This window comes from Kurthia senegalensis, from assembly GCF_000285595.1.
Taxonomy (GTDB): domain Bacteria; phylum Bacillota; class Bacilli; order Bacillales_A; family Planococcaceae; genus Kurthia; species Kurthia senegalensis.
Genome location: NZ_HE611067.1, coordinates 1 through 14,013 on the forward strand (window position 1 = coordinate 1; position 14,013 = coordinate 14,013).

The following is a 14,013-nucleotide window of genomic DNA, read 5'->3' on the forward strand; positions in this document are numbered from 1 at the left end:
GTATGACAATAGGTCATACTCGTTTTTTATTGTTTTTTTAAGTTTATTTTCCCGTTTACGTAGGTCATACCTTCGTAAGTCACTGTGCCAGTCGCAATTTTCCCGTTGTAATAAAGAACTTCCGCCTCAAAATTTTCGGGATCTTTCGTCGCATTGTAAATCCAATAGCCTTTCGGGAGGAAGCCATTAATAAATAGTTCGTTTTTATAAATAAACGTACCTGAATTCGTATAAATCACACCATTTTTATAGAGGGCATCGTTATATTTTTTCATCTTCATATACACTTTCCCGTTATAATACAAACGCTCTTTGTACACGATATACCCTTTATAAAGTACGGCGTTTTTATACAGTTTGTTGGAAGCAATGACGATACCTGTTGCCCGTTTTCCATTGACGTATAGAATTTTTTTATAGACATGTTTACCTGTTGCCTTTTCAGCGTTAATATACAATGTATTTTTGTACAATGTCCGTGTAATATACGTACGACCATTTTTAAATAATTGTTGATCGTATAAATAAAGGGATTGGCGATTAATTGCTCCATTTTTGTACAATTTCTTTTTGTAGACACCCGTATAAGCACGACCATTTTTGTACAATTTTTCATGCTTAAAAACATAGATATTTTTGGCATGGCCGTTTGTTGGAACGTGTAGAAACATCGTACAAGCGAAAATGGCACTGCTTAAAAATAAAAAATATTTTTTCATTTACATTCCTCCGCTCTTCTCTATTTTATTATCGTAAGCGGTCTTGAAAGTTCAAGTCTGAAATACTGACCTTATAAAAAGTTTATATACTGATACTTTTCTAATAATCAGAATATCGTTACACTGACCGTATACAAAGTGGAAGAAGGGGATTTGAAGTGACGGAAAATAGTAAAACGACGACGATGAGCCAGTTCTTTTTATGGTTCGGAGCGTCTATTTCATTAGCGGAAATCATGACGGGCGCTCTTATTGCACCACTCGGATTTCAAAAAGGGATGTCAGCGATTATAGTAGGGCATTTAATCGGCATGCTCATTTTATTCGGTGCAGCATGGATGAGTAGTAAAAACAGACAAAGTGCCATCGCTTCAACAGCTAATACATTCGGTGCGAAGGGGGCTCAATTTTTCGCAACGCTCAATATGGTGCAACTAATCGGCTGGGCAGCTGTCGTCATTACGATGGGGACACACGCTTTACGCACGATTTCACGTGAACAGTTTGCATTCGGAAATACGTTCTTTTGGGCAATGGCTATCGGTTTGTTATTAATTGTCTGGATTGTTGTCGGGCTAAAAAAAATGAGTATCGTTCATAGTGTCATTGTTTTTTGTTTGTTTTTGTTCACCTTACTACTAGCCTATACGATTTTTGGGCATCAAGGAATGGTTCTTCAAGGGGAAGGATTAGGGGTATCGATTACATATAGTGAAGCCGTGGAGCTGAGCACGGTCATGTGCTTGTCTTGGCTCCCGGTGATCGGGGATTATTCAAAGCTCGTTCAAAAGCCGTTACAAGGGACGTTAACGAGTGTCATTGCGTACGGTGTTGGAAGTAGTTTTATGTTTAGTTTAGGACTCGGTGGCGCATTGTACGTCGGCTCAGCTGATATTGGTCAAATTTTACTTGCAAGCGGGTTTTCTGTGGCCGCACTTCTTTTAATTTTTTTATCTACAATCGTCACGACTTTTTTAGATTGTTTTTCGGCAGGGGTTAACTGCCAACTTCTTTTCAAACGAGTAAATTCTAAATTAGCATCGATTGTCTTTACAGTTTTTGCGGTCATCATCGCATTAACGGTACCTGTGAGCGTGTACGAACAATTTTTATATTGGATTGGATCTATTTTTGCACCGCTGTATGGTATTTTGTTCATGCACGAATACGTCTTGAAAAAAAGAAATATACGCTTTTCGCCTTTGTATGCGATGGCTGTATGGGGAATCGGTGTTTGTAGCTATTATGTAACGCTATCTACCCATTTGCTCTTCGGTAATACGATTTGGATTTTAATTGGAACGGGTATCGTCTATGCTGCTGGTTTAACGTTACGTCAAACACCTCATACAAAATGAAAAAAGCAGTGAAGCTATTTTCTACCTTCACTGCTTTTTATTTTGTTTATTAAATGGCTTTTCTCACTTTACGTAATACGATGAAACCGAGGAATAGTGCAATACTTTGAAATAAAAAGTACAAAGCCAAAATAAGTGAGAAGCTGATTGCGGCGTACAATGGGAAAATAAGTAGTAAGATAGCGAAAATTAAACTAATGACATTGAATACAATCGCAATCCAAAAAATAACATCTTTCGTATGTGTCTCTGAAAACAGTTCTATTAAATTGCGAATGATTTCGAGTAAGAACCAAATAGCAAAGACGACGCCAACAAAGGCAAGACCGAATTGTGGAGCGAAAAATAAAAAGACGCCGAGCACGATCATTAATAGACCGACAATTAATGTAGCACTTGATGCTTTTTTAAGTTTTCTCTTTTCTCTGAAGTAAGAAAAAAGATCGAAAAGACCTTTAACGATGGCAAGTATAGCACAAATCATAATAATGATTTCAAGCGTACGTACGGGCTTGAAAAATAAAAACATAGAAAGAACAAAACTTAAAATAGCAATAATGAGTGTAAATTGCCCTAATTTTTTCACAATATAACCTCCTATTAAAATGCACTTTCTATATTGTTTTCACTAAATTATTCAAGTTTAAACTTCTTTTTACAGGGAAATAAATAAGAGGAGGCGATTTTCATGACAAAAGTACAAAAAGTACAGCACGTAACGACCGTTTCAACAGAAGACGAATTGTATGAGTTGCCAAATACGGGTCCAAAAGATTTACTGGAGGCGGCTTTAGCAGCTTGCGCATTGAAAACGACAAAAGAAGTGTTAGAAAGAGATGGCATTGAGTACGATGAAGCGGATTTATATGCAGAAGCGACGGCTACATTGACGAAAGCCCCTGCTCGCTTTAATGAATTTTCGGTTTCGATCGTCTTGCCATCTTTACCAGAATCATACGATCAAGAAAAAATGATGATTTCGATTGAAAGAGGCTGTATTATCGGGAATACGTTAAAACATCAAGGGTCTGTTTCATTCCATAAAGAGTCGTAAACACTCGATAATAAAACACGCGGTTTTAGCTATTTACGTGCTAAAAACGCGTGTTTTTTAATGACGAAAGCCCATTCAAATACAATGCTTTGAATGGGCTTCTATACTGATTTTAAGCTTCTGTTTTTACGTCATTCGTAAAACGAGGATGTTGCCATAATTCTTTCCATTTTATAACGGAAGCGATGACGATGACAATACCGAGTGCGAGCATAATAACAGATAAAATACCGTTTAAAACGTTGTAACCGCCTGCTGCACTGTTCCAATACACATTTTTCACCATCCAATAACCAGCGACGTTTACAGTAATGTATAAGTAAATGAGTGGGATAAAGCATGTAAGGGCGTAGATTCGTTTGTCGGCAATTTTTAAGACGAATGTGACTCCACAAACTAAACCAATCGATGCCATCAGTTGATTTGATACACCGAATAGTGCCCAAACAGAAGCAATATCACCTGAGTTCAGTAAGTATCCCCATAAAAGGCAGGCAAGGGCACTAGCGAAAATCGTACCTGGTAACCAATCGGTTTTTTTCAAAGGTTTATAGACGTTTCCAAGGAAGTCTTGAATTAAATAACGTGCTGTACGCGTTCCTGCATCGATCGCCGTTAAAATAAAGACCGCTTCAAACATAATGACAAACTGATAAAAATAACTCGTTAAATGGCTAAACCATTCGACGTCTGAGAAAATTTTTGCCATACCGACAGCTAACGTAACGGCCCCGCCTGTTCGTCCTTCTAAATCCATGCCAATTGCGGCAGATAGGGCCGGTAAATCGACAATGTCCATACCGAGTGTAGCAAATTTTTCAGGAGCAGAGTTAATCGCAAAATAATCACCAGGGTGAAGAACTGTCGCAGCGATTAAAGCCATAATACCAACGACACATTCTACGAGCATCGCGCCGAAACCGACGATTCGAATGTCTTCCCAGCGATCGAGCATTTTAGGCGTCGTTCCCGAACCAACGAATGCGTGGAAGCCAGAAATTGCACCACAAGCAATCGTAATCGATACGAATGGCCATACAGGACCATTGACAATCGGACCACCGCCGTTAATGAAGTCAGGAATAATAGCGGGGAATTCAATAACTGGATTAATAATAAATACACCGATAATTAAAGCGATAAATACGCCGATTTTCATGAAGCTTGATAAGTAATCACGCGGTGCTAATAAAAACCAAACAGGTAGTGCCGCAGCGAAGAACGCGTAAATTGGTAAAATGATAGACAACGCTTCTTTATCAAGTGTTAAGACATTTCCTAACCACGTTCCTTCGATGTTTGGACCGAAAAATACGGTACCTATTAGCAAGACGACACCGAGAATAGTAGATAGCTTAATACTGCCGGTAAATTTCGTTAGAAGGCCCATAATCATCGCAATGGGAATCGTTGAGGCAACGGCGAAAGTACCCCACGCATTGTTAGCAAGGGCTCCTAAAATAACCATGGAAAGACCGGCCATCGTAATCGTAATAATGAAGAGCATTGCGAGACCTGTACAAAATCCAGCAACTGGGCCTAATTCGTCTTTCATGACTTCAGATAGTGATTTCCCACCTTTCATCATTGAGGCAAATAAGACGACCGTATCGTGAACAGCACCTCCAATTACGGCACCAATGAGCAACCAAATATACCCGGGTAAATAACCGAATTGCGCTGCTAAAATAGGACCGACTAGAGGACCTGCCGCTGCAATGGCAGCAAAGTGATGTCCGAATGCAACCCATTTATTCGTTGGAACGAAATCTTTCCCGTCATTAATCGTATGTGCGGGTGTTGGAAGATCATCGTTTATTTTCAATACTTTTTTCGTGAAAAATAATCCGTAAAAGCGATAAGTAATCGCCAAAATACAAATTGCTGCAATGACTAACGTAATAGCATTCATCTAATTCCTCATTTCTCATATGTAAGTAATTTGAATTGTTTGATTATTGTAAATTTATCGTACCACGGTTTTTGTTATATAACAATATTATTTTTAAAGAAACAGAACTGATACACGAAGACTATTCAAATAGTAAAAAATCCATCGATATATTTCAAAAAAAGATGAAAAACGTAAGGTAATCTATGCGTAAAAATAAAAAAATTCTCTAAAAAGAGTATATTTCCTTATTTTTAAATAAAGAAAAATATGTTTATTTTTTAAGAACATAGCTATGTGAAAGGCGTGCTTATATGTAAAATAACGTTACTTTATTTTGAACGATTGAATTCGAAAAAGTAAACATTTTGCGTGTTCAAACGGATATCATTTTCTGTATATAAATAAAAAATAGATGCTTGATCCAAATGGATCAAGCATCTATTTTTTATTTTAAGGTAAAAACTTATCAATCGTTTTATCGGAAACCGTTAAATAATGATTCGTAATCGTTTGGAGAGAGCGATGACCTGTTTGTTCAGCAATTGTCGCCAAGTCGGCTCCTTTTTCGTGCATATCGGAAACGAGCGTTTTTCTAAAGTTATAGCCAGATAGCCCTGTCCAACGATTTAAATCATTTAATAAAGTTCTTTCAGAAACGTGTTTACTACGGTACTTTCGTCCGTATTGATTGGCGATAATTTGTCCGACAAAGTAATCATCAGGTTTTAACGAATATTCTTGCACATACGCTTGAATACTTTGTACGACTTCTTCTGTGAGGCGCTTCGTTTTAAAACGTTTTTGCTTTTTCAAATACACATCGACCGTACCACTTTTTAGATCGAAATCTTTCATTTGCAAGGCGACCATTTCGTTCGGACGATTGCCAGTGATGAGATTGACGAGACAAATGGCACGACCTCGCACGTCCAATTTCATAAGGGCTTCTTTTAATTTTACAGAATCGACCGCTTTTTTACCTTTTACTTGTTTTTGACGAGCGTATTGTTCTTCGTTAAATAAGCTACGTAAAAAAGTCGTTTCTTTAATATACGTTTCATCGTTTAGAAACGTATAATTGTAGTCGATTTTCAGCAATTTTTTAATCGCAGCTAATCGTTTTTCAAACGTGCTTTTTTTCACTTTTTCTTGTGTAATCGAGTAGTACAAATAATCATACATGCTTTCAGCACTAATTTGCTGACGCGTATGTTGAACATAGCCTTCATAATTTAATAAATCATGCTTATAAGCATTTGGAATACGACGTTCAAATTGTGCGCGATCTGCTTCCCGTGCCGATTGGCGTCGTCGCGTTTCTAGTTGTTCCATACCGATTATATTTTGTTCTGCCATAGCGATCACCTCACGTACATTTGTTCTATAAATTGTATCATAAATGGCGTATGAAGTCGCTCACTGTCTTTATATAACGAAATCCCATCTCATCGAGATATACATAAAAAACCCAAAAATCTAGATTTTACTCTGATTTTTGGGCGCAGCACTAAATGGTAAGCTTTTTTTATTTATAAAATACTTTTTCAACGTTGTATTTTGCTTTAAACGTATTGATTGCATATGTTTCGTAAATTTCACGTTCCATTTGATCTTCAATTTCATATACTTCGATTTTGAAAACTTCATCACGGTGATCTTTCATAGGTGATACAGTATCTTCGAAGTGTTTTTTAATACGTTGACGAATTTTACGTGCTTTACCAACGAATAAAACTTCATTTTGTTCATTATAAAATAAGAAAATACCGCCATTTTGACGAGTGATTTTGTGTAGGTCGATGAAACCATGGAATGGCGTAATTGGTGCTTCGCCTTCTTTTGCTTTTTGTTCACGTTGTTGGATAACAACGTCTGGTTTTGGCATATCAATTTTAATCATATGTTTTTTCAGTCCTTTTGAATGTCTTGAAACTTGATTATATCACGCTTTGTGAGAAATATATAGTTTTAAGTTTTTAAGGAGACGCACTTTATACGTGATATTTTTCTATTTTACAGCCGATTATGGCGTCAATTATCCGTTATGCAAAATGAAATAAGCATAACGACTATTTTCATAGCGGCTATGCTTCGTTTTAACGTAATTGATTGATGAATTGACTTAACATTGCATGCAATTCTTTTACTTTTTCGGGTTGAATTTGGATCGAAGAGTTTTGTAAAATATCTTCTCCAATACAGTGAAGGTTTTCAGACAGTGCGCGTCCTTTAGGTGTTAATGAAACGAAAAGATGTCTTTCATCTTCTTTTGAGCGCTTGCGATTGACGTATCCGTTAGACTCTAATCTTTTTACTAACGGTGTCAGCGTTCCTGAATCAAGAAATAATTTGTGTCCTAGTTGTTTGATTGTTAAATGTTCTTCGTCGCATAGAGCGAGTATCGTAATATAGCCAGTATACGTTAAGTCGTATTTTTTGAGCCGTGCTGTGTACTCTTTAATAATTTCTTTAGATGATACGTACAATAAAAAACAAAGTTGGTGATCTAGATTTTCACTCATAGCAAGTGCCTCCGTCTATCTTTCGAATACTTCTATTGTAAAGGAAGTGTATTGCTTGTCAAATGCAATTAAATTGTATACAATTTAATTGTTCTTAATTTAAATGAGGAGTGATAGAAATGAAAGAAATTTACTCAACAAAAATGCTAAATGTAGGTGGACGTAGTGGGGAGTCAATCGCAGACGATCAATCGTTTAAAGTGAAAATTGCGCCTCCAGGTTCAAAAGTAGAAAACGCAACGAATCCAGAGCAATTATTTGCTGCAGGATACAGTGCATGTTTCAATAGCGCTCTTGATTTAATTAAACGTAAAAAAGGTATTAAAGAAAAATCATCGATTACAGCAACGGTTCGCTTATTTGAAAAAGCGCCATTTGATTTCGTATTAGCTGTTGAAATTGTCGGTCACATTGATGGCATTTCCCGTGAAGAAGCACAACAATTATTAGAATTAACACATACTGTATGTCCTTATTCAAAAGCAACAGCTGGAAATATTGACGTGACGATTAAAGCCGTATAATGAAAGTATAAATAGACTCTTCGCTAGGGGATAGTTTCTCAAAGACCTTTATTATGGTAAAAGAAGGTACGTAACTCGAAAAAATGCGACTGTCGGCTGACGGTCGCATTTTTTCATAGCATATGATTGAATATAATTCCTTTTTATTCCATAATTAAAATATTGGGAATGGGGGATTTATATGATTATGTTAGTCATTGTTTTCATTATAATGTGTATGTTGTCGAACTATTTGCTACGAGGGAAGGGTGCTTTTTTAATTGCAGGATATAATACGATGTCTGCAGAAGAAAAGACGAATTATGATGAACGAGCTCTTTGTATTCAAACAGGAAAAATGATGAGTTGGATAACGGTTTCGATTGCGCTCTTAATCGTTGCAGCATATTCAGGGAATAACGTGTTTCGTTATATCGGCTATTTTGTGATGGTTTTAAGCATTATTTTAGGCATTGTATCGATGAATCGAGTGGAACCTGAAAAAAATAACATACTTTTTGCCGGATTCATGATACAGTTAACTCAAGTGACAACATATAAACGTCGAGGAGAACAACTATGATTGAAATTAAAACATCACCGATTAGTGAAGGCGAATATACACGTGGTGTATTTGCCTCTGAATTTATTCCAAAAGGAACCATGTTCCATGCAGCACCTGTTTTAGCTTATCCAAATGAGCAACATGAACATATCGAAAAAACATTATTAGCGGATTACGCTTTCGAGTACGGAATCGGACGTTCAGCTATTTTACTTGGATATGGTATGCTATTTAACCATTCTTATACACCAAATGCAACGTATGAAATTGACTTTGATGGTCAAACATTCAACTTCTCAGCTTACCGTGATATTGAAGCGGGCGAAGAAGTATTTATTAACTACAATGGAGACGTTGATGACAACGATCCACTTTGGTTCAATAAAGAAGAGTAAAATGTAAAGGTTTTACGTCCAATAGTAAGATGGCGTGATTTGAAAAATACAAATCACTCTATTTTTTTATTTGATTCGACGAATACTTTCCACCACGCGTCCTCGTACTTTACGAAATAAATAACGTATATGAAATGCACAATAATTTCTTTGTATTTTCTACTTTATTTGTTGATTTTCTTCTATTCGGTAAATGCTCAATTAGCGATATTATTTGAAAAAATCAATAGCATAGAATCAAATTAAAAAAGCCGTTCCGCATGTGTGAGCATGTTGGAACGGCTTTTTTGTTCTATTTTATTTAGTCGATTTTTTTAATGAGAATTTGTTGGCGGCCGTTCTTTTTCGCTTCGTATAAAATGCTGTCCGATAAGGAAATCCAATCATTCAATGATTTTTTGATATCGTTTTTCCCGTAGGCACATCCGATTGTCATGCGCAGTGGGAAAGAAATCGTTTCATACGTAAAAGGTTCTGTAATCAATTGTTCATAAAATAGACGAGCAAATTGTTGAAGATGGTGCTCATCCTCGTTTTGATAAACGAAATAAAACTCATCGCCACCAAATCGACCGTAATAACAATAACTATTATCATCATATTCCGTATAAAAGCGGTGAATTCGATTGCTGATTTCCATCAGAACGGCATCACCTATAACATGACCGTAACGATCGTTAATTTCCTTGAAATAGTCTACATCGATAATTCCGAAAAGGGTAGATGCATTCGGACACCCTGTTTCGAGCATTGGGATGACGGTTTTTTCAAAACCATTTCGGTTCCACGTCTGTGTTAACGAATCAAAATACATATCATTCATAGCAACCGCTTTTTTCATCTCATATTGAGACGTTATGAATAGTTGATGAACTTTTGCAGAACTTAAACTTTTTTGATATGCAATATGGCGTTCCATTATTTGAATCGCTCGTTCGACTTGCCCTTGTAATTCATAAAAGTGGAGCAAACTTTGAAAAATATCTTCTACGATTTGCAGTTGTAAGCTTTCTAAATCAACATTTTGCAATTGCTCGGCTAATTGTGCAGCATGTTTCACATCTTGTTTTGCTACGGCGAATAAAAATTGACAATGGTCGTACATTAAAAGATGTGTGAAATCGGCATTTTCTTTCGTTTTTTGAAATATTTCAAAATTAGTTTTAACTTTTTGCAATTGATTGATGCGGATAAACATCTCCGTCTGATTGAGGAGAGCAAAGTAGTAAGCTTTTGGATAAAGATTAGACTGTTTGAAGTGGGTTTCACAATAGTCTAAGCAAGCCTGAAAAGTAATAATGGCATCTTCCATTTTATCATTTTGAACAAAATGATCGCCGATATTGTTTAACGTATCCGCAACGATAGGATGGACTTTTAATGATTGAGCCCTTGCATGAAATGCGACCATGTTTTCGTAGTAATTCTCATGATACCCGAGTGCATCTAAAATGACGACAGTCGCTAAATTAATCCGAAGTTGGTCGACAGGTTGTGCGAAACGATTAAATAAATCACGTTGATCCAGTAGAAGATGCAATGCTTCTGTCGAGCGACCGAATGAAAATAAAATTGCGGCTTTATTGTAATATAAATTACATAAATTAGAATATTGATGTGTATGTTGAAGCTTATTTTCAATTTGATCTAATTTTTCTCTTAGTTCTTCCCAAGTTTTTGAAGGAGATTGTGCAAAAATATTATTCATGATTTGACGATAATACATACGATCACGCCTCCTTTTTAGTGGACAATCGTAAATTGATTACGTCCGTTTTGTTTCGATTGGTAAAGTGCAATATCTGCTTTTTGAATTAATTCCTTTAAAGAAATGTTTGGATTCGTTTCTACGTAAGCACCTAAACTAATCGTTAGTTTAATAGTAGGTTTTGCTAATTCTACGTGTGTTAACTCACGATAAAGTTCTTTAATGAGAAATTGCATTTTTTCTTCTGTCGTAAGTGGTAGGAGGGCGAAAAATTCATCGCCTCCGAGACGGACGAACAGTGCCTTCTGTTTATTGAAAAATGGTTTACATGTGGAAGCAAGTTGTTGTAATGCCATGTCCCCGTACAGATGACCATACGTATCGTTCATTACTTTAAAGTGATCGATATCAAATAGTATGACACTGTAGGAAGGATGCTTTTGTTGCCAGCTTTGAATGTGATCTTCTACATATTTACGATTATGCAATTTTGTGAGAGCATCTTGCCAAGCAATTTCTTTATAAGGAGCATCATTGAAATATGGAATGACCATTTCAATCTCGATGTTTTTTTCGAGTTCAATTCCTTTTTGAAGGGCATGTTGATATTTTTTAAGTAAGTCAAAATAAGTTTTCGGCGTATAAATCACTTTCGCAATCGGACACGCTTTTTCGTATAAGTCTAAGCACCATTTAGGATGATTTTCAAATTGTTGAAGTGCGTCTAACAACAGTTGAAGTGCTTCATTTAAATGATGTTGTTTCTCTAGAAAGTGTGCTTCTGCAATGATTAAACGTACGTCATAGTAATTCATTGGACGACGTTTAATAAGCGTACGTGCTTGATTGAGAATGTCGGTTGCCTCTTCCCAACTATCTACTTCTACGAGTACTTTTGAGTAGTTAAGTAAAAGAAATTCATAATGTGCAATAGATGGATCTTCATGATAGTACGTAATACTTTTGCGAGCAAAATAAAGGCTGTTTTCAAAGTCTTTTGTCTTTAAATAATAAATACTGAGGTTATGATAAATTTGTGCGAGATGGCCGATTGCATGATGCTCTTCAGCTAACATTTTGGCTTTTAAAAGAAAGGGAACCATGTCTTTTAAAGAGCCTACTTCACCTTGTAAAGCAGCGAGTAAATTGTAATAGCGGATTTTTTGAAGTGGCGTTGCATGCTCTTCAATGGTGATGCTTTTATCAGAAAGTAAACTACTCGCCAACGTCAAATTACGATGGCGAAAATAGAGAATCGCACAATGCATCGTATACGTAATGTATTCCTCGATACGATGTTCTTTATATAGCTCATCCAGTAAATCAGGCATGTACGTAAAAAATTGCGCGGCGTTTTCTTCTTCATATGCTTTTTGGACGATTTTTAATTTGTTATGGAGTTGTTGTGTCATCTTTTCACCTTCAAACGAACGATTGATTTCTTTATGTTTATAATACCGTTTTATATGAAAGAAATACATGTAAAAAGCATACATTTTAATAGGAAATAGGAGAACCAGTTGTAATTATCGTCATGACAACGTTTTATACAACCAGTTCCCCATAAAGTTCCCCATTTGATAGCAAAAAATAAAAAAATCAATGATAAAACATGATTTTATCTAATTTATTAATCGCTTCTTCTTTTTTGTTTTCAATCGCATGTACATATGTCTTTTGTACAGTGTCTATCGTATCTCCGAGCAACGATGCGACAGTTGCAATGTCTATACCTTCCGATATTAAGCGAGATGCAAAGGTGTGACGGAAAACGTGCGGAGTAGCTTCCTTCACACCGGCTTGTTGTACCTTCTTAAAGAATCTTTTGATGTGATCGTAATTTAATGTTGTTGTTCCATTAGTCGCAACGAAAACATACTGCGGCTCGAATTTTTCTTTACTCACACTAGCAATCATACCTTTTTGCAAAAGAGTCGCTTTTCGATGTGCTTTGTATTTCTTTAACTCCAGCATTAGTTTTTTAGACATCGGTATCTTTCGCACGCTATACTTAGATTTTGGTTTAGATTCTCCAAATTTCGTGTAGGTACAATTAATATCAATTAAATTTTTATCGAAGTCTATATCACGCCATTTGATACTAAGCATTTCACCGACACGCACACCGGTATGCATTAAGAATAAAATTGGTGCGCGTAAATGAGGATACTTTTCAGCGACTTTAAAAATCGTTTCAACTTCTTCAGTTGTATAAATTTTCTTCCTATTACTAGTTTCAAAACTTTCACCTTTGATTCGATTACGATCAATCATTTCGTTTTTTACAGCGAAGTTAATCGCAGCGTTCATTTTTGAGTCATACGCTTTCAATGTGCCTTGTGCTAAATCTTTTTCGACTATACTAAGAAAATCTCTGCGATATATATAACTGTTTAATTGAGTTAATTTTACACTTCCAATGTATTTACAAATTTTATTCCTCACATTTTTAGTGTTCAATAACGTGCTCATAGTTACTTTGTTCGTTTGATATTCAATGAACATTTCAAATAAATCTTCTACAGATAAATCTTTATAATCAACTTTGTTATAATTACCTTTAAGGAGTTCAGCTTTAAGTTCTGTCAACGCTAACGTAGCTTCTTTTGCAGTTTTAAAACCTTGTCGGTACATTTCTTTACGTGTGCCATCTTTACGCGTATGTCGGAAACGATATGCGTATTTTTTTGCTTGTTTTTTCTATATAACTAAATACATATTTTTCTTTAGTTTTTTCTAATTGTGGTTTCCCCATTTTTTATCACTCTTTCTATCATCGGCAAATGAACTGGGTGAATGATAGGGTAGGGCGAAACCACCTCCTTTCCTATATGTTAGCAATAAATTGTATTTTATTACATATTAATGTAATAAAAACGATTTAATTACGGAGAAGATAGTAGTATAATAGAAAAAAGCGAACAAGAGTTCTTATTTTTAGCTGTTATTTGTGTAATATAAAATTATGCAAAATGATATTTTTTTCGTATAATTGAAAAAGTAAAGCTATAGCTTTACTTTGGTCGGGAGTAATGCGACTAACATTACTCTTTGTTTGCTTCCCATGTATACAAATCTTCGATATGGCATTGCAACAGCTTAGAAATGTTAAATGCCAGTTCTACTGGCATTTTTTCGCGGTTGTGTGCAATAGCGTTGATCCGTTGACGTGATACTCCAGTTTTGACCGCTAAATCAGATTGGGAGATACCACGTTGTTTAAGCAAGTCGAGAAGCAAACATTTCCCGACTTTATACATATAAAAACTCCTTAGTTTTTATTAAAAAACTATAA

15 protein-coding genes and 1 pseudogene are annotated in these 14,013 nt (G+C 35.8%); 5 read left to right on the forward strand and 11 right to left on the reverse strand.

What is annotated here, in order from left to right; genetic code table 11:
* Window positions 1-26: 26 nt before the first annotated feature.
* The gene (locus tag KSHG_RS09620) at window positions 27-719 is read right to left on the reverse strand and encodes a hypothetical protein (RefSeq protein WP_010305234.1); all 693 of its coding nucleotides are present in this window, start codon (window positions 717-719) and stop codon (window positions 27-29) included.
* Window positions 720-877: 158 nt separating this feature from the next.
* On the opposite strand from KSHG_RS09620, the gene cytX reads away from it, so the two are divergent.
* A complete protein-coding gene (gene cytX / locus KSHG_RS09625; protein ID WP_010305238.1) occupies window positions 878-2,077 on the forward strand; it encodes a putative hydroxymethylpyrimidine transporter CytX in 1,200 nt (399 codons plus the stop codon).
* Between the two features lie 49 nt (window positions 2,078-2,126).
* Here the strand turns inward: cytX and KSHG_RS09630 are convergent, their stop codons facing one another.
* On the reverse strand, window positions 2,127-2,663 hold the full coding sequence (locus KSHG_RS09630) for an HdeD family acid-resistance protein (RefSeq protein ID WP_010305242.1): 537 nt from the start codon (window positions 2,661-2,663) through the stop codon (window positions 2,127-2,129).
* A gap of 102 nt (window positions 2,664-2,765) precedes the next feature.
* On the opposite strand from KSHG_RS09630, the gene KSHG_RS09635 reads away from it, so the two are divergent.
* Entirely contained in the window at window positions 2,766-3,131 is a 366-nt protein-coding gene (locus KSHG_RS09635) for an OsmC family protein (RefSeq protein ID WP_010305246.1), read from the forward strand.
* Between the two features lie 112 nt (window positions 3,132-3,243).
* Here KSHG_RS09635 and KSHG_RS09640 read toward each other — a convergent pair whose 3' ends face one another.
* From KSHG_RS09640 to KSHG_RS09655, 4 genes are all read right to left on the reverse strand, one after another.
* The gene (locus tag KSHG_RS09640; RefSeq protein WP_010305249.1) at window positions 3,244-5,043 is read right to left on the reverse strand and encodes a carbon starvation CstA family protein; all 1,800 of its coding nucleotides are present in this window, start codon (window positions 5,041-5,043) and stop codon (window positions 3,244-3,246) included.
* Between the two features lie 432 nt (window positions 5,044-5,475).
* Window positions 5,476-6,381 (reverse strand): tyrosine-type recombinase/integrase, encoded by a 906-nt coding sequence (locus tag KSHG_RS09645; protein WP_010305254.1) that lies wholly within the window; start codon window positions 6,379-6,381, stop codon window positions 5,476-5,478.
* A gap of 169 nt (window positions 6,382-6,550) precedes the next feature.
* Window positions 6,551-6,925, reverse strand: coding sequence for a nucleotide excision repair endonuclease (locus tag KSHG_RS09650; RefSeq protein ID WP_010305257.1), 375 nt, complete (start codon window positions 6,923-6,925; stop codon window positions 6,551-6,553).
* A 196-nt stretch (window positions 6,926-7,121) separates the two neighbouring features.
* Window positions 7,122-7,547 carry a MarR family winged helix-turn-helix transcriptional regulator gene (locus tag KSHG_RS09655; protein WP_010305260.1) on the reverse strand — a complete coding sequence of 142 codons (426 nt, stop codon included), beginning with the start codon at window positions 7,545-7,547 and terminating at the stop codon, window positions 7,122-7,124.
* Window positions 7,548-7,666: 119 nt separating this feature from the next.
* On the opposite strand from KSHG_RS09655, the gene KSHG_RS09660 reads away from it, so the two are divergent.
* The 3 genes from KSHG_RS09660 (at window position 7,667) to KSHG_RS09670 (ending at window position 9,010) form a co-directional block, all read left to right on the forward strand.
* The gene (locus KSHG_RS09660) at window positions 7,667-8,071 is read left to right on the forward strand and encodes an organic hydroperoxide resistance protein (protein WP_010305261.1); all 405 of its coding nucleotides are present in this window, start codon (window positions 7,667-7,669) and stop codon (window positions 8,069-8,071) included.
* A gap of 181 nt (window positions 8,072-8,252) precedes the next feature.
* Window positions 8,253-8,633: a DUF3784 domain-containing protein gene (locus KSHG_RS17555; protein ID WP_010305266.1), complete on the forward strand. Its 381-nt coding sequence runs from the start codon at window positions 8,253-8,255 to the stop codon at window positions 8,631-8,633.
* Window positions 8,630-9,010, forward strand: coding sequence for an SET domain-containing protein (locus KSHG_RS09670; protein WP_010305270.1), 381 nt, complete (start codon window positions 8,630-8,632; stop codon window positions 9,008-9,010). The genes KSHG_RS17555 and KSHG_RS09670 overlap by 4 nt, the downstream gene beginning before the upstream one ends.
* A gap of 301 nt (window positions 9,011-9,311) precedes the next feature.
* On the opposite strand, the gene KSHG_RS09675 is transcribed toward KSHG_RS09670, so the two are convergent.
* The 5 genes and pseudogenes from KSHG_RS09675 to KSHG_RS09690 form a co-directional block, all read right to left on the reverse strand.
* Window positions 9,312-10,736 carry a GGDEF domain-containing protein gene (locus KSHG_RS09675; RefSeq protein WP_010305274.1) on the reverse strand — a complete coding sequence of 475 codons (1,425 nt, stop codon included), beginning with the start codon at window positions 10,734-10,736 and terminating at the stop codon, window positions 9,312-9,314.
* Window positions 10,737-10,753: 17 nt separating this feature from the next.
* Window positions 10,754-12,130, reverse strand: a complete 1,377-nt coding sequence (locus tag KSHG_RS17560; protein ID WP_010305278.1) for a GGDEF domain-containing protein — start codon at window positions 12,128-12,130, stop codon at window positions 10,754-10,756.
* A gap of 187 nt (window positions 12,131-12,317) precedes the next feature.
* The gene (locus KSHG_RS09685; protein ID WP_261797773.1) at window positions 12,318-13,223 is read right to left on the reverse strand and encodes a tyrosine-type recombinase/integrase; all 906 of its coding nucleotides are present in this window, start codon (window positions 13,221-13,223) and stop codon (window positions 12,318-12,320) included.
* Between the two features lie 60 nt (window positions 13,224-13,283).
* Window positions 13,284-13,391, reverse strand: a pseudogene (locus tag KSHG_RS19220) (Arm DNA-binding domain-containing protein); the annotation flags it as partial.
* A 371-nt stretch (window positions 13,392-13,762) separates the two neighbouring features.
* Window positions 13,763-13,978, reverse strand: a complete 216-nt coding sequence (locus KSHG_RS09690) for a helix-turn-helix transcriptional regulator (RefSeq protein ID WP_010305286.1) — start codon at window positions 13,976-13,978, stop codon at window positions 13,763-13,765.
* Between the last annotated feature and the right edge of the window lie 35 nt (window positions 13,979-14,013).